Here is a 20,889-nt window from a genome sequence, read left to right as displayed (position 1 = left end):
ATGGAAACACCCTCTCTTTACACAATTCTTTTCCAGTTTAGCATAACGCTTTAGTAAAGTGAAGCGTGAAAGTGACAGAATTGTTTCAGGTGATAAGGTTTTCGAGGTAGTAGGAGGGGAAAGTATTCTTCCCTGGGAGTTTCTCATAACAAGACTTAACTTTTTATTGAAATCTTCCCTGGGAAGAAATAATTCAGGGCACAAAGAAAGCCGCCCAGGGAACAAACCCCGAGCGACCTAAGATCTTACTAGAAAGAACTTGAGAAATCCTTCCCAGGGAGTTTCTCATAAAAAGACTTAACTTCTTATTGAAATCTTCCCTGGGAAGAAATAGACCAGTCGGCTCCACATCTAAGATAGTGTTCGCCACCCAATATCCTTTCGGTAATAACAAGATGGCCAGTCGACCGAGTCGAGTGCAGCGTAGACTTTGCTCGCTGCTTCGGCTGGTGTTTCAGCTGCAGCCGATACCAACAGCAGTCGCCCACCTGATCCACGGAAACGGTCTTGTTGCAGCGTGGTTCCGGCGTGGAATACCTGTACGTCCTTTAGCTTGTGAAGCTCTGGCAGCAATTGCCCCTTCACCGGCTCATCCGGGTACCCTTCTGCTGCAACGACAACACCAAGATGCTGTAAATCGTCCCATTCTGCAGTCGGTGCTTGCCTCTCAAGTAAATCAACAAGTAACTTCCCAAAATCGGTTTTAAGCTTCGGCAACACGACTTGTGTTTCTGGGTCGCCAAAACGTGTGTTGAACTCAATCACTTTTGGTCCTTCAGTCGTCGCAATCAATCCCGCATATAAGACGCCTGTAAACGAGCGACCTTCTGCATCCATGGCATCAACCGTTTTGCGAACAATTGTTTCAAGCGCCTGTTCGGCAAGACCTTCTGGCAAATGAGGGACTGGACAATACGCACCCATTCCTCCAGTGTTTGGCCCTCTGTCACCGTCATACGCACGTTTGTGATCTTGTGCAATTGGCATTGGAATAATGTGGCCACCATGGACGAATGCGAGAAGGGAAAATTCTTCCCCTTCCAAAAACTCTTCGATGACAATTCGAGAAGACGCGTCTCCAAAGCGCTGATCATCTAACATTGAGACAACTGCTTGTTCCGCCTCTTCTTCCGTCATCGCCACAACGACACCTTTTCCTGCTGCGAGACCATCTGCTTTGATGACAATCGGCGCACCCTGCTTTTTCACATAGGCAAGAGCCGGCTCGACCTCTTCAAACACTTCATAAAATGCAGTCGGAATTGCATAGCGGTCCATCACATCTTTTGCATACGCCTTACTTCCTTCAAGTTCAGCTGCTGCTTGCGTTGGTCCAAAGATCGTCAACCCTTCCGAATGAAAATAATCTACGATTCCTTCAGACAACGGTTGTTCGGGTCCGACGAATGTCAGCGTGATTTTCTCACGGCGAACGACTTCAGCTATTGCCGGAAAGTCCAGTTGTGAGATGGCTATACACGTTGCTTCGTCTTTCATGCCATCGTTTCCTGGAATGGCAAAGACTTCGGTTACACTGGGTGAAGTTTTAAACTGACGGACGATAGCGTGTTCGCGACCGCCACTTCCAATCACAAGTACTTTCATTCGATTTCCTCCTAGTGTTTGAAGTGACGAATTCCTGTGAAGACCATGGCAATGCCTAACTCGTTTGCTTTATCAATGGAATCTTGGTCTTTGACAGATCCGCCTGGTTGAATAATTGCAGTGATACCAGCAGCTGCTGCAGTCTCGACTGTGTCGGACATCGGGAAGAATGCATCTGATGCTAGTGCTGCTCCGCGTGCTTTGTCTCCTGCTTGTTCAAGTGCAATTTTCGCTGCACCGACACGGTTCATCTGCCCCGCTCCGACACCAAGTGTCATTTGCGCATCTGACACAACGATGGCATTTGATTTCACGTGTTTGACAACATTCCAGCCAAGTTCAAGTGCTGCCCACTCTTCATCTGTTGGAGCGCGGTCTGTTACGATTTCAACGTTTGCATGGGCAAGAGATGCAGTGTCTGGAGACTGGACGAGGAGTCCGCCTTCAATTGACACGACATTGAACGCTTCTTGTGAACCATCTTCAAATGGAATTGTTAACAGACGAATATTCTTCTTTGCCGTCAACATCGCTAAAGCTTGTTCTGAGAATGACGGAGCGATAATAATCTCTAAGAAAATCCCACCAAGCACTTTCGCAGTTGCCGCATCGACTTCGCGATTAAGTGCAATGATGCCACCGAAGATGCTTGTTTCGTCCGACTCATACGCTTTTTGGAACGCTTCTGCAATCGTCTTTCCAACACCAACGCCACAAGGATTCATATGCTTCACTGCAACTGCAGCAGGACCATCGAATTCTTTCACCAGTTGAATCGCAGCGTTTGCATCCTGGATGTTGTTGTACGAAAGTTCTTTGCCGTGTACTTGGGTCGCTGCAGCAATGGAGAAAGCAGAACCCATCTTATTTTGATAGAATGCAGCTAGCTGATGTGGGTTTTCCCCATACCGTAAATCTTGTTTCTTTTCATACGTCAATGTCAGTGACTCTGGGAACTCGTCGCCTGCCATGTCGCTTAAATATGCCGCAATCCAAGCGTCATATGCAGCTGTGTGGCGGAACACTTTTGCAGCAAGTCGTTGACGCGTCGTAAGTTTTGTTTCACCTGACGTGCGCAGTTCATCTAGTACACTTGCATAATCAGCAGGATCTGTGACGACCGTGACATACTGATGATTTTTTGCGGACGCACGAAGCATACTCGGGCCGCCGATATCAATATTTTCAATTGCTAGTTCTGGTGTTACGTCTGGACGCTGAATCGTCGATTGGAACGGGTAGAGATTCACACAAACTACTTGAATAGGCTGAATCGCATGCTCCTCTAGTTGTGCAAGGTGAGCGGGATCATCGTGTTTTGACAACAATCCCCCATGAATTTTAGGGTGCAGCGTTTTGACACGCCCTTCTAAAATTTCCGGGAAACCGGTCACGTCGCCAACAGCGGTTACGGGAATTCCTGCTTCTTGAAGAGCCGCTTTCGTCCCTCCCGTAGATAACAATTCGTACCCAAGTTCCACTAATTGTTGTGCGAAGTCTACGATGCCCACTTTGTCGGACACACTGAGTAATGCTCGTTTCATTTCATTCTCTCCTCATTCCATAGCTGGTCTAGTGCTTCTCTATAAAGTTCATGTTCTACTGCATGAATGCATGCTTCTGTCTGCTCTAGTGTTGCCTGAACTTCCACCGCTCGTTGCGCTAAAATCGGGCCTGTATCCATTCCCGCATCGACTAAATGGACCGTAACACCTGTCACCTGTACACCATACGCGAGTGCTTGACCGATTGCGTCTTTTCCAGGAAACGCAGGAAGAAGAGACGGATGGATATTGACGATTTTATTCGGAAACGCGTTTAGTAAAGTTGGGCCAATTAGCCGCATATATCCGGCAAGTACTAAAAAGTCCACCTGCCAACTGCGCAGCTGGTCAAGAACAGCTTGTTCATAGTCTACTTTAGATGCAAACGCTTTTGGTGACAACTGAGCAGTAGGAACGTCCCACTTTGCTGCACGTTCTAAGACGAATGCCTCTTCTTTGTCACTGAACACACCGACGACTTCGCCGTGCAGATGACCCTCTTTTGTTGCTTGGTAAAGCGCTTCTGCATTCGAGCCGTTGCCCGACGCAAAAATTGCAAAACGAATGGTCATGTTAGAGACTCCCATCCTGGTCGCCAGTAAACGCAACGCCTGCCGTCTCGGTGACAGTTCCAATCACATACGCTGTCTCTCCAGCTTCGTGTAAAGCTTTGAGTGCGCGCTCTTGATCTTTTTCGTCGACTGCGACAACAAATCCAATCCCCATATTGAACACGCCATAAAGGTCCCGGTCTTCTAAAGACCCAAGTTCTTTCAGATGCGTGAAAATTTCTGGAACTGGCCAGTTGCCAAGAGAAATCGATACGCCCAGTGCTTCCGGTAACATCCGTGGTAAATTTTCGAAGAACCCACCACCCGTAACGTGCGCCATCCCTTTGATCGAAACAGCCTTTTTAAGTGCTGCAATTTGTTTTGAATAGATTCTTGTTGGTGCAAGGAGTACGTCTGCATAGGTTTTGTCAGCAAATGGCACCGCATCGGAAAGGTTGATGTCATGCTGCGAGAACAAAATATGACGCACTAAAGAATAGCCATTGGAGTGAATGCCACTAGAAGACAAACCGATCAACACTTGGCCCGCTGCGATCTCTTCACCTGTAATGACGTCCGCTTTTTCACAAGCCCCGACCGCAAAACCTGCTAAGTCATATTCGTCTTCTTCGTAAAGTCCTGGCATTTCAGCTGTTTCACCACCGATAAGTGCTGCTCCAGCTTCCACACAACCGTCTGCTACGCCTTTGACGATTTGCTCGATTTTTTCAGGAACTGCTTTTCCAAGCGCTACATAATCCAGGAAAAATAAAGGTTCTGCACCTTGCGCAACGATGTCATTTACACACATTGCGACACAGTCGATACCGATTGTGTCATGACGGTCTGCCATAAACGCAAGTTTCAGCTTCGTTCCGACACCGTCCGTTCCAGAAATCAAGACCGGTTGTTTCAGTCCAAGTGCGGATAAATCGAACTGGCCACCGAAACCACCAAATGTTCCTTGTACTCCGAGACGTGTCGTGCGTTCGACGTGGCTCTTCATTCGGTTGACCGCTTCATACCCCGTCTCAATATTCACTCCTGCTTGTTCATATGCTTTTGACATTGTACAGCCTCCTAGCGCACCAATTCTTTTTCATGCGGCAATTTTGTATCGGAATAGATCGATGTTGGATACTCTCCTGTAAAACATGCGAGACACTGACCGCAGTTTTTCGCTTCAGGTGAACGACCGATTGCACCTAACAGACCGTCTACTGATAAGAAAGACAACGAGTCTGCTCCAATGATTTCACGCATCTCTTCAACCGAGTTGTTCGCAGCAATCAACTCCGAATCTGAGCTGATATCGATTCCGTAAAAACATGGATTCTTCAGTGGTGGCGAACTAATGACCACATGCACTTCACTTGCTCCTGCTTCTTTTAACATGTTGACGATGCGTCGAGACGTTGTACCGCGCACAATCGAGTCATCCACCATGACGACCCGTTTGCCATTCACTACTTGACGAACCGGAGATAATTTCATTTTCACACCGCGCTCGCGCAGTTCTTGGGACGGTTGAATGAACGTACGCCCTACGTACCTGTTTTTAATCAAGCCCATCTCATAAGGAATTCCGGACTGTTCAGAAAAGCCAATTGCCGCTGAAATACTCGAGTCAGGAACACCTGTCACGATATCCGCTTCAATTTGCACCTCTTTCGCCAGTTGAATTCCAAGGCGTTTACGCGCTGAATGGATGTTTATCCCATCGATGTCTGAGTCGGGACGCGAGAAATAAATGTATTCCATTGAACAGATTGCACGTCCACGGTCTTCTGTGTAATACGAAGAGCGAACCCCTTTGTCATCGATAATCAACATCTCACCAGGCTCTACAGAACGAATGACTTCTGCACCGATCAAGTCAAACGCACTCGTTTCAGAGGCGACGACAAACCCACCGTTCAAACGACCAAGAGAAAGTGGACGCATGCCATTCGGATCTTGTGCAACCATTAAGAAGTCTTCCGTTAATATCAAAAATGCAAATGCACCCTTTAGTAGGCGCAGCGCTTGTTTTGCACGCTCTTCAAACGATTGCAGGTGACTGCGCTTAATTAAATGTGCCAGCACTTCCGTGTCAGAAGTCGTCTGGAAGATGCTTCCCTGACGTTCTAGACTACGTTTCAAGTCCGTTGCGTTGACGATATTTCCGTTATGGGCAATCGCTAGTGCACCAGTCGTAGAGTTAAAAAGGAGCGGCTGAACGTTTGCGAGTCCAGAGCCACCAGCTGTCGCATAGCGAACGTGTGAGATAGCAGCCTTGCCTTGTAGTGCTTTTAACTTTGTCTCATCAAATACGTCGTTGACAAGCCCTTCCCCGCGAACGGCACGTAAGAACTCTCCGTCTGTAGCGACAATTCCAGCTCCTTCTTGGCCACGGTGTTGAAGCGCATGAAGCCCGTAATAGCACATGGGTGCAGGATCATGATGACCCCACACGCCAAATACGCCACACTCTTCATTTAGTCCTCGGATTTCAGTAAGCATGGAATAGCTCCTTTCCAGGCAGCGAATAATTCCGCTACCGGTAACTGGATCCACGTATCACCAGTTGTCGAATGAATTTTGAATTCATCTTGCTCTGTGATTTCACCGATTGCTTGTGCATCCGGTACAGCTTGTTCGAACTTTTCAGCATGTTGTTTTGCAACCGTTACGATAAAGCGAGATTGTGATTCACTATAAAGAGCTGTTACTGCAGATCCTTCAAGTGTTACGTCGACACCAAACTTTGTGCCAAAGACGACTTCTGCTAAAGCTACTGCCACGCCACCTTCTGCTACATCGTGTGCAGATGCGACAAGGCCAGAGCGAATCGCTGTCAATAATGCTTTTTGACGACGCGTCTCAATTTCTAAATCTAGTGCCGGCGCTTTTCCGGAAATTGAACCTTCTACAAGTTTTTGAAGTTCCGAACCTCCGAACTCCGTTGCCGTTTCACCAATCAAATAGACGACATCGCCTGCTGCTTTTGCGTGTTGTGTTGTCACATGCGCAAGGTCATCGATTAATCCGACCATACCGATTGTCGGTGTTGGATACACTGCCGCACCACTGCGCTCGTTGTATAATGAAACATTCCCACCGATAACCGGTGCATCTAGCGCAAGACATGCTGCAGAAATACCGTCTGCAGACTGGTCAAGTTGCCAGAAGATTTCTGGGTTTTCAGGACTGCCGAAGTTCAAGCAATCTGTGATAGCAAGTGGCTTTCCACCCGAACACACAATATTACGAGCTGCTTCTGCAACCGCAATCTTGCCCCCTGTTACAGGATCAAGATAGATATAGCGTGAGTTACAGTCTGTCGTCATTGCGAGCGCTTTATTGGTGCCACGAACGCGAACGACTGCTGCATCCGAACCAGGCGTTACAACAGTAGATGTGCGCACTTGGTAGTCATACTGGTCATACACCCATTCTTTCGAGGCAATCGTCGGTTGTGAAAGGAGCGATACGAGTGTCTTTTGAACATCTTCCACTTGAGGTTCTGTATTTTCTTGTGCTTGGAACTCTCTGAAATAAGCAGGCTCTTGCTTTGGTTTGTTATAAACGGGTGCTTCTTCAGCTAAAGCATCCGCAGGAACTTCTGCGACCACTTCACCGTGATGGATCAAACGAAGCATTTTATCGTCTGTCACTTCTCCGACAGCTACACAGTCGAGGTCGTACTTTTCAAAAATCTCGACGATTTCTTGTTCGCGGCCTTTTTTGACGACCAGAAGCATACGCTCTTGCGACTCGGATAACATCATTTCATACGCTGTCATCCCAGTTTCACGTTGTGGCACGCGGTCAAGGTGCATCTCAATACCGAAACCAGCTTTTGAAGCCATTTCAGCAGACGAGGATGTCAGACCCGCGGCTCCCATATCTTGAATCCCGATCAATGCATCAGATTTAATAACTTCTAAACAGGCTTCAAGTAAAAGTTTTTCCATAAATGGATCGCCAACTTGTACAGCTGGACGTTTTTTCTCTGATTCTTCGTTTAATTCCTCAGAAGCAAATGTTGCTCCGTGAATTCCGTCGCGGCCAGTTTTTGCACCAGCATATAGAACAGTATTGCCGACACCCGCTGCGATTCCGCGCTGGATGTCTTCGTGATTGATGAGTCCCACTGCCATCGCGTTGACGAGTGGATTTCCTTCATAACACGGATCAAACTGGATTTCTCCACCGACCGTTGGAATGCCGATACAGTTTCCGTACCCTGCAATTCCAGCGACGACTTCTTCAAACAAATACTTCACACGTGGTGTCTCAAGTTCTCCAAAGCGAAGGGAGTTTAATAGAGCAATTGGGCGCGCACCCATTGAAAATACATCGCGAATGATTCCACCGACACCCGTTGCAGCGCCTTGATACGGTTCAATAGCAGATGGGTGGTTGTGCGATTCCATTTTGAAAACAACGGCTTGACCGTCTCCAATATCTACAATTCCGGCACCTTCCCCAGGACCTTGTAATACTTGTGGGCCTGTCGTTGGGAACTTGCGAAGAACAGGTTTCGAGTTTTTATACGAACAGTGTTCGGACCACATGACAGAAAACAAGCCGGTTTCCGTGTAGTTCGGCGTACGTCCAAGAATGGAAGTTGCTAGTTCAAACTCTTCATCCGACATCCCCATTTGGGAGTACAACTTCATTTCTTTCACTTGTTCAGCTGTTGGTTCAAGCATGACTGACATGGGATTCCCTCCACTGTTTTAAGATTGATCGGAATAAAGGCAGACCGTCTGTTCCACCCATCACTTCGTGTACAGCACGCTCAGGGTGCGGCATCATGCCCAGTACGTTTCCTTGTTCATTGATGATGCCAGCGATGTTGGATAACGAACCGTTTGGCCCTTCGCCAACGTATTTAAACACAATTTGATTGTTGGCTTCGAGTTGTTTTGCTGTCTCTTCGTCGCAGAAGTAATTTCCTTCGCCGTGTGCGATTGGAATTTGAATCGTTTGGCCTTGTTCGTATTCACCTGTGAATAGCGTGTCCGCATTGACGACTTCTAATGCCACTGTGCGGCAAATGAATTTCAAGTTTTTGTTGCGGAGGAGTGCCCCAGGAAGCAAACGCGCTTCTGTTAGTACTTGGAATCCATTACAAACTCCTAAAATTGGTTTACCTTGTTCTGCTGCTTTTTTCACTTCACTCATGATGTTGGAGAACTGAGCGATAGCGCCGCAACGAAGGTAATCTCCGTATGAGAAGCCACCTGGCAATAAAATGGCGTCGTAGCCACTGAGATCGGCTTTGTCATGCCAGACGTACTCGACATCTTGTCCGAGTTCATCTTGAATGGCATGAAACATATCCAAATCACAGTTCGAGCCAGGAAACTGGATCACTGCGAATTTCATTGCGAGACCGCCTCCTCAATCTCGTAGCGGTAATCTTCAATGACTGTATTTGTCAAAAGACGTTCACACATCTCTTTAATGACCGTGTCTAAATCACGTGTCCCTTCTTCGATTTGAAGTTCGAGAAATTTCCCGATACGGACATCTTGCACTTCTTTATAATCCATAGCATGAAGCGCACCTTTGACTGCAGAACCTTGTGGATCTAAAACACTTTCACGTAACGTGACATAGACATTTACTTTTTTCATTGAGATTTGCCTCCTAAGCGAGAAAGAATAATGGAATAGCCATCTGTAAGATTTCCTAAGTTGCGTCTGAATACATCTTTATCTAGTTTTTGCTTTGTCTCTTTGTCCCAGAGACGGCACGTATCAGGTGAAATCTCATCTGCCAACAAAATTTCACCGTCTGCTGTGCGTCCAAATTCAACCTTGAAATCAACTAGTGTTACGCCGATTTCATCGAAAATGGAAAGAAGCGCTGTATTGATTTCACGTCCAAGGTGCTCGAGTGTTTGTTTTTCACTGTCTGTCACAAGCTCAAGTAACGCAATATGTGCATCTGTCAGAAGTGGATCACCTAGCGCATCGTCTTTGTAGTAGAATTCTACAAGCGGCCGCTTTAGTGGAGTTCCTTCTTCAAAGCCAAGGCGTTTTGCCAAGCTCCCAGCTGCGATGTTGCGAACGACAACTTCTAGTGGAATGATGTCGACTTTTTTCACAAGTTGCTCCGTTTCCGAGAGCTGTTCGATAAAGTGAGAGGGAATGCCTTTCGCATGAAGTTTTTCAAAAAGGACGGCGGTGATCTGATTGTTTAAACGCGCTTTGCCGTCGATTTCTTCCTTCTTCTCTCCATTGAAAGCCGTTGCGCTGTTTTTATACTGCACATACAACACGTCCAGTTGGTCCGTTGTAAACAGTTGTTTCGCTTTCCCTTCATACACAAGAGCACCTTTTTGCACGTAAAACGCCTCCTAGTTGTTTAAGCCAACACGATCAAAAATCGCATCTACTTGCTGGATGTGGTAGTTGTAATCGAAACATTCTTCAATTTCCGCTGCTGAAAGCTTCTCTGAAACCGTCTTGTCTGCTTCTACAAGTGGCTTGAAGTGAGACTGTGTCTCCCAAGCGTTCATGGCAAGTGGTTGTACTGTGTCATAGGCCGCTTCACGAGACATACCTTTGTCGATCAACGCAAGAAGTACACGTTGTGAATAAATAAGACCTAATGTCGAGTCCATGTTGCGCTTCATGTTTTCTGGGAATACCGTCAAGTTTTTCACGATGTTGCCGAAACGGTTCAACATGTAGTTCAACGTGATTGTCGCATCCGGCAAGATCACACGTTCTGCTGACGAGTGCGAGATATCACGTTCATGCCACAGTGCAACGTTTTCCATCGCCGTCACCATATGTCCACGAAGTAATCGTGCAAGACCTGTCATGTTCTCAGAACCAATTGGATTACGTTTGTGTGGCATTGCAGAAGATCCTTTTTGGCCTTTTGCAAAGAACTCTTCCACTTCACGTGTCTCTGATTTTTGAAGACCACGAATTTCTGTAGCAAACTTTTCAATCGAAGCACCTATCAAAGCAATTGTGCTGATGTACTGAGCGTGACGGTCACGTTGCAGTGTTTGTGTAGAGATTGGCGCTGCCGCAAGACCAAGATTGTCACATACATACTTTTCAACAAACGGATCGATATTTGCGTATGTTCCAACGGCACCCGAAAGCTTACCAGTCTCAATCACTTTCGCAGCTGCTTCAAAACGCTCAAGGTTTCGTTTCATTTCCTCGCGCCATAATGCTAGCTTAAGACCAAACGTTGTCGGTTCTGCGTGCACACCGTGTGTGCGTCCCATCATGACCGTGTATTTGTGTTCTTTCGCTTTGACACCTAAGATTTCAATGAAGTTTTCAATATCACGGCGTAAAATAACGTTTGCTTGTTTGATTAAATACGAAAGCGCCGTATCGACAACATCCGTAGACGTCAGGCCGTAATGCACCCACTTCTTCTCTTCACCAAGTGTTTCGGAGACAGCACGTGTGAATGCCACCACGTCATGACGTGTCTCTTCTTCAATTTCTAAAATACGGTCAACAGAAAACGTTGCGTTTTCACGTAATACTTTCACGTCTTCTTTTGGAATCTCGCCAAGCTCAGCCCATGCTTCACACGCTAAGATTTCGACTTCCAACCATGCTTCGTATTTGTTTTGTTCTGTCCAGATAGCGCCCATTTCGGGACGTGTATAACGTTCAATCATTGCTAGTTCCTCCTATGACCAAATGCCGGTCTCTTCTAATTCAAACAATGTTCGTTCCAAGTCATCGGTCATCACTGTGATATGCCCCATTTTGCGGTCATGCTTTGCCTCTTTTTTTCCGTATAAGTGAAGTGACCATTCCGGGTGCTTCGTCAATTGGTTGGCAGCAGGTGCAACATGTTGACCTAGTAAGTTCACCATGATAGAAGACTCCCACAGAATCGGCTTTCGTAATGGCCATCCACAAACAGCGCGAATGTGTTGATGAAACTGGGAGACGTTACAGGCTTCAATAGAATAGTGACCTGAGTTATGCGGCCGTGGTGCCAATTCGTTGATAATCAAGTCGTCTTCGATGACGAACATCTCGACAGCGAGTGTTCCGACAAGAGAAAGGTGCTCTGCAATTTGCTTTGCAGCTTGCTCTGCTTTTTTTTCAATCGTATGTGTGACACGTGCTGGAACGATACTTTGATGCAAAATATGATTGACATGAATATTTTCAGCGATTGGCAGGATGTGACACTCTCCTGCTGCATTTCGGTGAATGATGGTTGAAATTTCTTTCGTGAATGGGATCACTTTTTCAAGTACACATGGTGTGTTGCGAATCAGTTCGGCCGCTTCAGAAAGATCTTCAGGTGATGTGAGCTTTACTTGACCTTTGCCGTCATATCCTCCGCGTGCAGTTTTCAGAATGGAAGGGTAGCCGATTTTCCCGACCTGCTCTTCCAAGTCCTCTACAGACTCGATAATGACAAACGGTGCAACTGGCACGCCTGCTTTTTCAAGTTCCATCTTCTCTATGCGACGGTCTTGCGTGATGCGAATCAGCTCTGCCCCTTGAGGAACGTATGCATAATCCATCACTTTTTTCAGGCCTTCGTAATCAATGTTTTCAAACTCATACGTGATGACGTCACTTGCTTCTGCAAGCTCTGCAAGCGCCTGTTGGTCATCATAAGCTGCGACAATGCGTATATCTGCCACCTGCCCGCATGGGGAATCCATAGCAGGATCAAGTACAGCGACGCGAAAGCCTGCTTCTTTAGCAGCAAGAGCCATCATTCGTCCTAATTGCCCGCCACCAATGATGCCAATCGTTTGACCCGGATAAATCACTTTCGTCATACAAGGTCACCTGAACTTTCTTCAACAGCCTGACGTGTCTTTTCGCGTCTCGCTTCTAAACGTTCTGCAACTGCAGCATCTGTCATACCGAGCATTTGCGCTGCTAGTAAACCCGCATTCGTTGCGCCAGCTTTTCCGATTGCAACAGTTGCTACCGGAACACCGCCTGGCATCTGTACGATAGAAAGTAGCGAATCTAAACCGTTCAGTGCTTTTGATTGCACAGGGACACCGATTACTGGAAGCGTCGTTTTCGCTGCTACCATTCCCGGAAGGTGCGCAGCCCCTCCAGCACCTGCGATGATCACTTGGATGCCACGGCCACGTGCTTGCTCCGCATAAGTAAACATAGCATCTGGTGTTCGGTGTGCTGATACGACTTTCTTTTCATAAGCTATCTCAAGTTCCTCTAAGACCTCACAGGCATGTTGCATCGTTTCCCAATCACTTGTGCTGCCCATGATGACGCCAACTTTTGCTGTCATAGTGAAATCCCGCCTTTATCCGTTTATAAAACAAAAATCCCCCAAATAATCTGCTTCGGACATACGCACGAAAGCAGACTATTTGAGGAATTCATGAGGAGCCACGCATTTACCCATTCGTAAACACACCTTTCCTGCCGAAACATCAAAAGCCGCTTTCCCGCATAGTCCTGTCATTTACGGTGACATGGTAGAAACACTTAAGCCAATCCTTAAGCATATATGGGGAAATCTATTCATCAATCTATCGCTAGTTTAGCAGGCTATCAAGGCAACGTCAACCCAATAACCGAACATTAAATTTTTCTGACAATTCATCGTTCGTCTTTTAGAGGGGTGACACAAAATTCAATTTGCTGTCGTATGGGTACGGGTTGTCCGTCTTTTTCTTCGAATATGGGCACTTCACGTCTCCCAATGATTTGATAGCCTTGCTGCTGCAAGCGATCATACGCGCTTGCTACGGTTTCATTTTCGTCAATTGCGACCCACTGTTTTTTCATTCAACCACCTCACTTGTCGAGTATACCAAAATTGGGTGGTATGTGTGGGTGCAGAATCACCTTGTGCTCTAGAGCTACTTATACTCTCTGCAATTAGTTTCCATAACATGACTTCGGTAGAATAAATTTCGATTTGGGTAGAATAAATTTCGATTTGGGTAGAATAAAATCCGATTTCGGTAGAATAAAATCCGATTTCAGTAGAAGAACGTTCGCTCACCCAAGCGGCTCGACCTTCTCCCCATCTCAAACAAAAAACCCCACCAGCATTGGTGGGGTTCAGACACTTAGTAATTCGGTTGCATTGTGCCTGCAGTGATTTCTTCCATGTAGTGACACGCAGCTTCGTGCTTGTCCTTCATCAAATCAGAAGTACGCAGCTTTGGCTCTTCCGTGCGACATTTGTCTGTTGCAAACGGACAACGCGTATGGAAACGGCATCCTTCTGGTGGGTCGATCGGTGACGGCACATCACCTTTCAACACGATACGCTCTTTCTTCTTGTCTGGGTCCGGAACCGGAATCGCAGACAATAAGGCTTTCGTATACGGATGTTGAGGATTTTCAAACAGGCTTATCTTGTCAGCAATCTCTACAATCTTCCCAAGATACATAACAATAATCCGGTCCGAGATGTGACGAACGACACCTAGGTCATGGGAAATGAAGAGATACGTCAAGTTGAACTCTTCTTGCAAATCTTCAAGCAAATTCAGAACCTGCGCTTGAATCGATACATCAAGTGCCGATACTGCTTCATCACAGATAATCAGTTTCGGATCCACTGACAACGCACGGGCAATCCCGATACGCTGACGCTGACCACCTGAGAACTCGTGCGGGAAACGATCGGCTTGATAAGGAAGAAGCCCAACTGTTTCAAGAAGTTCTTCGATTCGTGCACGACGCTTGTTTGCAGGTAAGACCTTTTGAATTTCCATCGCTTCATTTAAAACAGATGCGACCGTTTGACGAGGATTGATCGACGCATACGGATCTTGGAAAATGATCTGCAAATCTTTGCGGTAATCACGCATCTGACGTTTACTAATATCAGCAAGGTTGACGCCTTGGAATTCAACTTTCCCTTCCGTTGGCTCTTCAAGTCGAAGAATAGAACGACCTGTTGTGGATTTCCCACAACCCGATTCCCCTACGATACTGACTGTTTCACCTTCATAGATTGTGAAACTGATATCATCAACAGCTTTTACGTGGTTGACTGTACGCCCTAAAAATCCACCTTTAATCGGGAAGTATTGTTTGAGGCCTTCAACCTTTAGCAATTCTTTTTTCGCCATAAACAGTTACCTCCTTCTCGCCTGGCCATTCGTCCGAATAGATCCAACAACGGATTTGATTTCCTGCTTCGTCTTCCATAAGCTCCGGCAACTTCGCACGACAAAGATCAGTAGCAGCTGGGCAACGTGGTGCAAAACGACATCCTGTTGGCATTTCATGTGGACTTGGTACATTTCCTTTAATAGGAACTAACTTCTCCTGGTCAATATCATGACGCGGTAGCGAGTTTAAAAGACCGATGGAATACGGATGTTTCGGTTGCTTAAACAGTGTTCGAATATCCGAATACTCTACTACTTGTCCAGCATACATAACTGCAACGTAATCACATGTCTCTGCCACAACACCAAGGTCGTGTGTAATGAAAATAACAGACATACCCAGGCGGTCTTGCAAGTCTTTAATCAACTCTAGGATTTGTGCTTGAATTGTTACGTCAAGTGCGGTAGTTGGCTCATCAGCAATCAAAATTTCTGGATCACACGCTAGTGACATGGCAATCATGACACGCTGACGCATACCACCCGAAAGCTCAAATGGATAGGCTTTCACGCGTTTTTCAGGCGACGGGATTCCAACAAGTTTTAAAAGTTCGACTGAGCGAACCATCGCTTGCTTTTTGTTCATCCCTTTGTGCGCTATTAAACTCTCACTAATTTGCTGCCCCACTGTGTAGACAGGGTTTAACGATGTCATTGGCTCTTGGAAGATCATGGAGATATCATTCCCACGCAATTCACGCATGCGCTTCTCCGTTACCTTTGTTAAATCTTCACCTTTGTAGCGGATTTCTCCACCTTTAATTTTACCGTTCTCAGCAAGCAGTCGTAGAATCGATAGAGACGTGATACTCTTCCCTGAACCTGACTCTCCAACGATTCCAATTGTCTTTCCTTTAGGAACATCAAAGCTTACGCCATCTACTGCGCGTACTTCACCTTTATCCGTAGAGAAGGACGTCTGCAGGTTTCTCACTTCAAGAACATTATCTTTTGAAATCAAGTTGAGACACTCCTTCCTAGTTTAGATCAATACGTTTATTTAAGTAGCGATATGAAATATCAACAAGTAAGTTTACAAGTACGAACAAGACTGAAATGACAAGTACAGTTCCTTGAACGATCGGGAAGTCACGTGTACGAATCGCATCAATCGTCAAACGTCCCATTCCGTTAATCGCAAAAATTGTCTCCGTCAGTACAGCTCCACCTAGGAAACCACCAAATTCAAGTCCGACAACGGTTACTACCGGGATAAGCGCATTCTTTAATGCATGACGGTAAACTACGATACGTTCTGTTAAACCTTTCGCACGGGCTGTACGGATATAGTCTTGACCAATTACCTCAAGCATAGACGAACGTGTCATTCGGGCAATGATGGCAGCTCCACCGGTTCCAAGAGTCACTACTGGTAAGACAATCTGTCTCCAGTCGTCTCCCCAACCAGATGGCCGCATTTTCAAGAACTCTAAAGACTCCGGCATCCAGTTTCCGATAGCGAACCACTGAATCAGAAGTAACCCGAACCAGAAGTTTGGCATTGAAAGACCGAATAACGCAATAATCATAACCGTAACATCGGTTAGCGTGTAATGGCGAACTGCAGAAATGATTCCCGCAATTAGCCCCAAGAATACTGCGAGTATGGTCGAATAAAAGGCGAGCTCGAAGGTCACCCAGAACCGCGCGGAGATTTCATCCATAACAGGTCGTCCTGAACGAATAGATGAACCAAGGTCTCCTTGTAATGCATTTCCTAAAAATGTTCCGTATTGAACAGGAATTGGATCATTTAAGCCAAGACGTTCACGGATGTTATCAACAGTTTGTTCAGACGCTCCCTCACCAGCAATGATTTTTGCTGGATCACCAGGTACGAGGTGCATTAACGAGAATACTAATATCGTTACCCCGAGCAGTACTGGAATGGTCTGAAGAAGTCTTCGGATAATATACTTAGTCAACGTTAGTCACCCCTATTTTTTCATTTTTGGATCTAATGCGTCACGAACTCCATCACCAAAGATATTGAACGCTAGTACTACAAGTACAATCATAAGTCCTGGGAATAATGCCACGTGGCCCGCTTCATACATGTATTGGCGACCTTCGTTTAGCATAGCTCCCCACTCTGGAGCTGGAGGCTGTGCACCAAGTCCTAAGAAGGCAAGTCCTGCACCTGTTAAAATTGCAGTTGCAATACGCAGGGATGCTTGAACAATAATTGGCGACATAACGTTCGGCAAAATATGCTTAAAGATAATCCGCAAATCGGATGCCCCTAATGCTCGCACAGCATCAATGTATTCTAATTTTTTCACAGACAAAGTAGATCCACGAACGATACGCGCAAAGGCTGGAACTGAGAAAATACCTACTGCGATAATTACATTTGTTAAACTTCCACCTAGTACAGCTACGATTGCTAAAGCTAGTAGGATACCAGGGAATGCAAGAAGGACATCCATCAAACGCATGATGATCGTATCAACTTTCCCTCCGTAATACCCTGAAACAATTCCTAAAACGACTCCAATTACTCCCCCAACAAATACTGATAAGAATCCTACATATAATGTAAGTTTCATACCAAATACGATTCGTGTGAAAATATCTCGTCCATAACTATCCGTGCCAAACCAGTGTTCAGCAGATGGGCCTTGAAGTTTGTTGGCAACACTTGTTTTGTTAGGTTGCATATCCGTGAAGGTTGAAATGATCCACGGACCGACAAATGCCATGACAATAAAAAATAGAATCATAATGCCCCCAATTAGAGCAGCTCTGTTTTTGGCAAGTCGACGCCAAAATTGCTTGAAGCTCTCAAGTTGCGGATTCACTTTTTTGGCTGTCACAGGATGATTCACTGTTTCCTCACTCATGAAGTTTACACCCTTTCTTATTTAACAATTCTGTCAAAAACGTAGACTAGCTTATTTTACAAGATTCACGCTTATATGACTAGTTTAGATTTATTGAAAAAAATGTACAAATCTCTATTATCAGAATATACAGAACAAAAATTTATTATATTAGGGAAAGCTTATTCTAAAAAGAAAGCGCATACATTCGTTTTTCTAACTATTTTAATATAATTTAATCGCAATATATATGTATGATATTGGCAAGGAAATCATAAAAACATTATTTTTTTCATTTAACTAGAGCTATAAATCTACCCTTTTGATTGTCAAATTGGAATAAACTACCTTGTACCACAATTCAGAGTATGGTATATTATTTTTTGAATATTATGTTCACTTTAATATTCAAAACATTTAATGTATAGGGGGCAATTCACGTATGGCTATTAACAAAAAGTCACTTTTGTTCCTTCTGCTGACGCTTATGCTTGCACTAGTTCTTGCAGCTTGCGCAGGTGGTAGTAATAACGAAAACACTACTGAAGATCCAGCAGAAGAAACAGAAGGCACAGAAGGTACTGAAAATGCTGGAGCAGAAGGCGGCGACTTAATCCTTGCTGTATTATCAGATGCTTCTTCACTTGATCCTGCTGGTTCAAATGATGTTCCATCTTCAGTCGTTCAGGCAAACATCTATGAAACACTAGTTAACCGTGATGAGAACAACGAAATCGTACCAGGTCTTGCTGAGTCTTGGGAGCAAGTAGATGAAACTACTTGGTCATTCAAATTACGTGAAGGCGTTACTTTCCACGATGGTGAAGAGTTCAACGCTGAAGTTGTAAAAGCAAACTTGGATCGTATCCTTGATCCAGCTGTAGCTTCTCCACGTCTTTTCTTATTCGAAATGATTACAAATGTTGAAGTTGTGAGTGACTACGAAGTAAACATCACTACTGAGTATCCATTCGCACCATTATTAGCTCACCTTTCACACAACGGTGGTGGTATGGTATCTCCAGCTTCTATCGAAGCAGATTACGAAGCATTAAATGGTGGTTCTGACCCAGGTTCTGTTATTTCAGAAAACCCAGTTGGAACTGGATTCTTCCAATTTGATTCTTGGACTCCTGGCTCAGAAATCAAACTTGTGAAGAATGAAAACTATTGGGGTGAAGATGGCGCGAAAGTAGATTCTGTAACATTCCGCGTTGTTCCAGATTCTCAAGTACGTGCAGCTGACCTTGAAACTGGAAACGTACACATTATCGATCCAGTTCAACCAAACGAAGTTGAGCGTATCAACAACTCTGGCGTTGCAACTGTAAATCAAAAAGCTTCTTCAAGCTTAGCTTACCTTGGATTCAATACAGAAAAAGAACCATTCAATGATCCATTAGTTCGTCAAGCAATCTCTAAAGCAATCGACCGCGAAGCAATCATCAGCGGTATCTATGATAACTACGGAATTCCAGCTATCGGGCCTCTAGCTCCTGGAATCTTTGGTTACACTGAAGACATCGATGCTGTTGAGTACAACATGGATGAAGCACGTGCTCTTCTAGAAGAAGCAGGCATGGCTGATGGCTTCTCTACAACAATCTGGACGAACGATAACCCACAACGTCAAGCAATCGCTGTACTTGTTCAAGAAGCTCTAGCTGAATTGAATATCACAGCTGAAATTGAAGTTATGGAATTCGGTACGTACCTAGAGCAAACTGCTGCTGGTCAACACGATATGTTCATCCTAGGTTGGTCTAACCCAACTGGTGACGCTGACTACGGTATGTATGCATTGTTCCACTCTTCACAAAAAGGTAACCCAGGTAACCGTTCATTCTACGAGAACGCTGAAGTAGATGCGTTACTTGACCAAGGTCGCCAAGAACCAGATCCAGCAGCTCGTGAAGCGATCTATGCTGAAGTGGCTCAGCTCTTAACTGATGACGCTCCAATGGCATTCTTACTTCACACTGAGTATTTGACTGGTGTTTCTGATAACGTACAAGGTTTCGATATCGGTACTGATGGTATCTACCAATTACGTAACGTTACAATCAACGAGTAATCTAATTACTTGAAGAACCTCTTTCCACTTTGGTGGGAAGAGGTTTTTTTGTGTGACACTGAATATTTTTGAAAAAGCCCAGATCCACCTTACGATGCTTGCTCTAAAGATCAAAGGAAGATGGCATCGGTATGGTGGATGGTTTTTGAGAGAGCCAGATCCATCTTATGATGCTTGCTTTTCAAGATCAAAGGAAGATGGCATCGGTACGGGGGAGGGTTCTTGAAAGAACCAGATCCATTTTACGATGCTTGTTCTAAAGGTCAAAATAAGATGGCATCGGTATGGCGGAGGGTTCTTTAAAGAGCCAGATCCATCTTACGATGCTTGTTCTAAAGATCAAATTAAAAAGGAAGAGGACAGGGGCCGCTCAATTCGAGCGGCCCCTGCGCGGTTCTTCTTAGTTTAACCTCCCACAATCATCTCCAGTTGGACCTGGCTGGTTCAAGTGCTTTCTTGCAGGAAAGGTGTGCCCTGCATCTTCTTCGAGTCGGCTCCGCCTCTAGTCTGTCTTTTACTAGAATTAGTGCGCACCACTTCAGAGTCGAGACTCGCTGCGCTAACGCGAGGCTCTAGTCATTTTCACAAGAAGCACTGTGTAGGACAGCGGGCATTCGATCACTGACAGACCAGATCTTATCAGAAATGCACTTGGAGATCTAAGGTCTTCCTAGAAACGCATTTTGTAATCAAGCATTTGCTAGAAAGAGGTCTTTGACATTTCAGGTCTTACTAGCAAGGGTTTTGTGACTGAGCGGGCGTTCTGGAGCAAATAATGTGTTTTCTAAGGCAAGTAACTTGATTTCTGCAACAAGTGACCCTTTTTCTGCAGCAAGTAAATCGATTTCTACACCCGAAGTCGTTTCATGGAAACTATTTTAGATGGAGAGTTAGTTGGATGCAGTCATTCCTGCAAGAAGGTCTTGTCTTGGACGGATGGGTCGTACTGGAGAGGGTCGGCGCGGGAAAAGATTATGTCTACTTTTTTGCACACAAAAAAGGCCACCCCTTGACGGGATGACCTTCTTCTCTGTTGCCCAGCGACGTCCTACTCTCACAGGGGGAGACCCCCAACTACCATCGGCGCTGAAGAGCTTAACTTCCGTGTTCGGTATGGGAACGGGTGTGACCTCTTCGCCATCATCACTAGACCTTGAGCCTGTTCGCTCAAAACTGGATA

The 20,889-nt window shown here is 45.5% G+C and carries 18 protein-coding genes, 1 rRNA gene and 1 riboswitch; of the genes, 1 reads left to right on the top strand and 18 read right to left on the bottom strand.

The window, feature by feature from the left end:
- Window positions 1–351 precede the first annotated feature (351 nt).
- From purD to nikC, 17 genes are all read right to left on the bottom strand, one after another.
- Window positions 352–1,605: a phosphoribosylamine--glycine ligase gene (purD, locus tag ACF3OH_RS03840; protein WP_392455878.1), complete on the bottom strand. Its 1,254-nt coding sequence runs from the start codon at window positions 1,603–1,605 to the stop codon at window positions 352–354.
- 11 nt (window positions 1,606–1,616) lie between these two features.
- Window positions 1,617–3,149 carry a bifunctional phosphoribosylaminoimidazolecarboxamide formyltransferase/IMP cyclohydrolase gene (gene purH, locus ACF3OH_RS03835; RefSeq protein WP_392455877.1) on the bottom strand — a complete coding sequence of 511 codons (1,533 nt, stop codon included), beginning with the start codon at window positions 3,147–3,149 and terminating at the stop codon, window positions 1,617–1,619.
- A complete protein-coding gene (purN, locus tag ACF3OH_RS03830) occupies window positions 3,146–3,721 on the bottom strand; it encodes a phosphoribosylglycinamide formyltransferase (RefSeq protein ID WP_392455875.1) in 576 nt (191 codons plus the stop codon). Before purN ends, purH begins: the two co-directional genes overlap by 4 nt.
- Before the next feature lies 1 nt (window position 3,722).
- A complete protein-coding gene (purM, locus tag ACF3OH_RS03825) occupies window positions 3,723–4,769 on the bottom strand; it encodes a phosphoribosylformylglycinamidine cyclo-ligase (protein WP_392455874.1) in 1,047 nt (348 codons plus the stop codon).
- Window positions 4,770–4,780: 11 nt separating this feature from the next.
- Entirely contained in the window at window positions 4,781–6,202 is a 1,422-nt protein-coding gene (purF, locus tag ACF3OH_RS03820; RefSeq protein WP_204591727.1) for an amidophosphoribosyltransferase, read from the bottom strand.
- Entirely contained in the window at window positions 6,178–8,406 is a 2,229-nt protein-coding gene (purL, locus tag ACF3OH_RS03815; protein WP_392455873.1) for a phosphoribosylformylglycinamidine synthase subunit PurL, read from the bottom strand. Before purL ends, purF begins: the two co-directional genes overlap by 25 nt.
- Window positions 8,390–9,076, bottom strand: a complete 687-nt coding sequence (gene purQ, locus ACF3OH_RS03810) for a phosphoribosylformylglycinamidine synthase subunit PurQ (RefSeq protein ID WP_204591731.1) — start codon at window positions 9,074–9,076, stop codon at window positions 8,390–8,392. The genes purL and purQ overlap by 17 nt, the downstream gene beginning before the upstream one ends.
- A complete protein-coding gene (purS, locus tag ACF3OH_RS03805; protein WP_204591733.1) occupies window positions 9,073–9,327 on the bottom strand; it encodes a phosphoribosylformylglycinamidine synthase subunit PurS in 255 nt (84 codons plus the stop codon). The genes purQ and purS overlap by 4 nt, the downstream gene beginning before the upstream one ends.
- Window positions 9,324–10,040 carry a phosphoribosylaminoimidazolesuccinocarboxamide synthase gene (gene purC / locus ACF3OH_RS03800; protein ID WP_392455870.1) on the bottom strand — a complete coding sequence of 239 codons (717 nt, stop codon included), beginning with the start codon at window positions 10,038–10,040 and terminating at the stop codon, window positions 9,324–9,326. The genes purS and purC overlap by 4 nt, the downstream gene beginning before the upstream one ends.
- A gap of 12 nt (window positions 10,041–10,052) precedes the next feature.
- Window positions 10,053–11,351 (bottom strand): adenylosuccinate lyase, encoded by a 1,299-nt coding sequence (gene purB, locus ACF3OH_RS03795; protein ID WP_204591737.1) that lies wholly within the window; start codon window positions 11,349–11,351, stop codon window positions 10,053–10,055.
- Window positions 11,352–11,363: 12 nt separating this feature from the next.
- Window positions 11,364–12,482, bottom strand: coding sequence for a 5-(carboxyamino)imidazole ribonucleotide synthase (purK, locus tag ACF3OH_RS03790; protein WP_392455869.1), 1,119 nt, complete (start codon window positions 12,480–12,482; stop codon window positions 11,364–11,366).
- Window positions 12,479–12,967, bottom strand: a complete 489-nt coding sequence (gene purE / locus ACF3OH_RS03785; RefSeq protein WP_204591741.1) for a 5-(carboxyamino)imidazole ribonucleotide mutase — start codon at window positions 12,965–12,967, stop codon at window positions 12,479–12,481. The genes purK and purE overlap by 4 nt, the downstream gene beginning before the upstream one ends.
- A 145-nt stretch (window positions 12,968–13,112) precedes the next feature.
- Window positions 13,113–13,213, bottom strand: a riboswitch (purine riboswitch).
- Between the two features lie 68 nt (window positions 13,214–13,281).
- The gene (locus tag ACF3OH_RS03780; RefSeq protein ID WP_204591743.1) at window positions 13,282–13,470 is read right to left on the bottom strand and encodes an NETI motif-containing protein; all 189 of its coding nucleotides are present in this window, start codon (window positions 13,468–13,470) and stop codon (window positions 13,282–13,284) included.
- Window positions 13,471–13,757: 287 nt separating this feature from the next.
- The gene (locus ACF3OH_RS03775; protein ID WP_392455868.1) at window positions 13,758–14,771 is read right to left on the bottom strand and encodes an ABC transporter ATP-binding protein; all 1,014 of its coding nucleotides are present in this window, start codon (window positions 14,769–14,771) and stop codon (window positions 13,758–13,760) included.
- Window positions 14,743–15,771, bottom strand: coding sequence for an ABC transporter ATP-binding protein (locus tag ACF3OH_RS03770; protein WP_392456686.1), 1,029 nt, complete (start codon window positions 15,769–15,771; stop codon window positions 14,743–14,745). The genes ACF3OH_RS03775 and ACF3OH_RS03770 overlap by 29 nt, the downstream gene beginning before the upstream one ends.
- 19 nt (window positions 15,772–15,790) lie before the next feature.
- Window positions 15,791–16,738 (bottom strand): ABC transporter permease, encoded by a 948-nt coding sequence (locus ACF3OH_RS03765; RefSeq protein ID WP_204592006.1) that lies wholly within the window; start codon window positions 16,736–16,738, stop codon window positions 15,791–15,793.
- Window positions 16,739–16,750: 12 nt separating this feature from the next.
- The gene (gene nikC, locus ACF3OH_RS03760; protein WP_204592008.1) at window positions 16,751–17,656 is read right to left on the bottom strand and encodes a nickel transporter permease; all 906 of its coding nucleotides are present in this window, start codon (window positions 17,654–17,656) and stop codon (window positions 16,751–16,753) included.
- Window positions 17,657–18,077: 421 nt separating this feature from the next.
- Here nikC and ACF3OH_RS03755 point away from each other — a divergent pair, with 421 nt between their 5' ends.
- Window positions 18,078–19,709 (top strand): glutathione ABC transporter substrate-binding protein, encoded by a 1,632-nt coding sequence (locus ACF3OH_RS03755; RefSeq protein WP_392455867.1) that lies wholly within the window; start codon window positions 18,078–18,080, stop codon window positions 19,707–19,709.
- A 1,035-nt stretch (window positions 19,710–20,744) separates the two neighbouring features.
- Here the strand turns inward: ACF3OH_RS03755 and rrf are convergent.
- Window positions 20,745–20,860 (bottom strand): 5S ribosomal RNA (rrf, locus tag ACF3OH_RS03750).
- Window positions 20,861–20,889: the final 29 nt, after the last annotated feature.

The sequence above is a fragment of the Chryseomicrobium aureum genome, assembly GCF_043182735.1.
In the GTDB taxonomy this organism is placed as follows: domain Bacteria; phylum Bacillota; class Bacilli; order Bacillales_A; family Planococcaceae; genus Chryseomicrobium; species Chryseomicrobium aureum.
Note: the sequence above shows the minus strand (reverse complement) of the source record. Positions and strands in the feature narration are given on the sequence as shown.

Bases quoted from the DNA above. Each gene is read 5' to 3' on its own strand.
- purE (WP_204591741.1), bottom strand. From the start codon at position 12,967: ATGACAGCAAAAGTTGGCGTCATCATGGGCAGCACAAGTGATTGGGAA.
- purQ (WP_204591731.1), bottom strand. From the start codon at position 9,076: ATGAAATTCGCAGTGATCCAGTTTCCTGGCTCGAACTGTGATTTGGAT.
- purB (WP_204591737.1), bottom strand. From the start codon at position 11,351: ATGATTGAACGTTATACACGTCCCGAAATGGGCGCTATCTGGACAGAA.
- ACF3OH_RS03780 (WP_204591743.1), bottom strand. From the start codon at position 13,470: ATGAAAAAACAGTGGGTCGCAATTGACGAAAATGAAACCGTAGCAAGC.
- nikC (WP_204592008.1), bottom strand. From the start codon at position 17,656: ATGAGTGAGGAAACAGTGAATCATCCTGTGACAGCCAAAAAAGTGAAT.
- purD (WP_392455878.1), bottom strand. From the start codon at position 1,605: ATGAAAGTACTTGTGATTGGAAGTGGCGGTCGCGAACACGCTATCGTC.
- ACF3OH_RS03755 (WP_392455867.1), top strand. From the start codon at position 18,078: ATGGCTATTAACAAAAAGTCACTTTTGTTCCTTCTGCTGACGCTTATG.
- purF (WP_204591727.1), bottom strand. From the start codon at position 6,202: ATGCTTACTGAAATCCGAGGACTAAATGAAGAGTGTGGCGTATTTGGC.
- purM (WP_392455874.1), bottom strand. From the start codon at position 4,769: ATGTCAAAAGCATATGAACAAGCAGGAGTGAATATTGAGACGGGGTAT.
- purK (WP_392455869.1), bottom strand. From the start codon at position 12,482: ATGACGAAAGTGATTTATCCGGGTCAAACGATTGGCATCATTGGTGGC.
- purN (WP_392455875.1), bottom strand. From the start codon at position 3,721: ATGACCATTCGTTTTGCAATTTTTGCGTCGGGCAACGGCTCGAATGCA.
- purS (WP_204591733.1), bottom strand. From the start codon at position 9,327: ATGAAAAAAGTAAATGTCTATGTCACGTTACGTGAAAGTGTTTTAGAT.
- purL (WP_392455873.1), bottom strand. From the start codon at position 8,406: ATGTCAGTCATGCTTGAACCAACAGCTGAACAAGTGAAAGAAATGAAG.
- purH (WP_392455877.1), bottom strand. From the start codon at position 3,149: ATGAAACGAGCATTACTCAGTGTGTCCGACAAAGTGGGCATCGTAGAC.
- ACF3OH_RS03775 (WP_392455868.1), bottom strand. From the start codon at position 14,771: ATGGCGAAAAAAGAATTGCTAAAGGTTGAAGGCCTCAAACAATACTTC.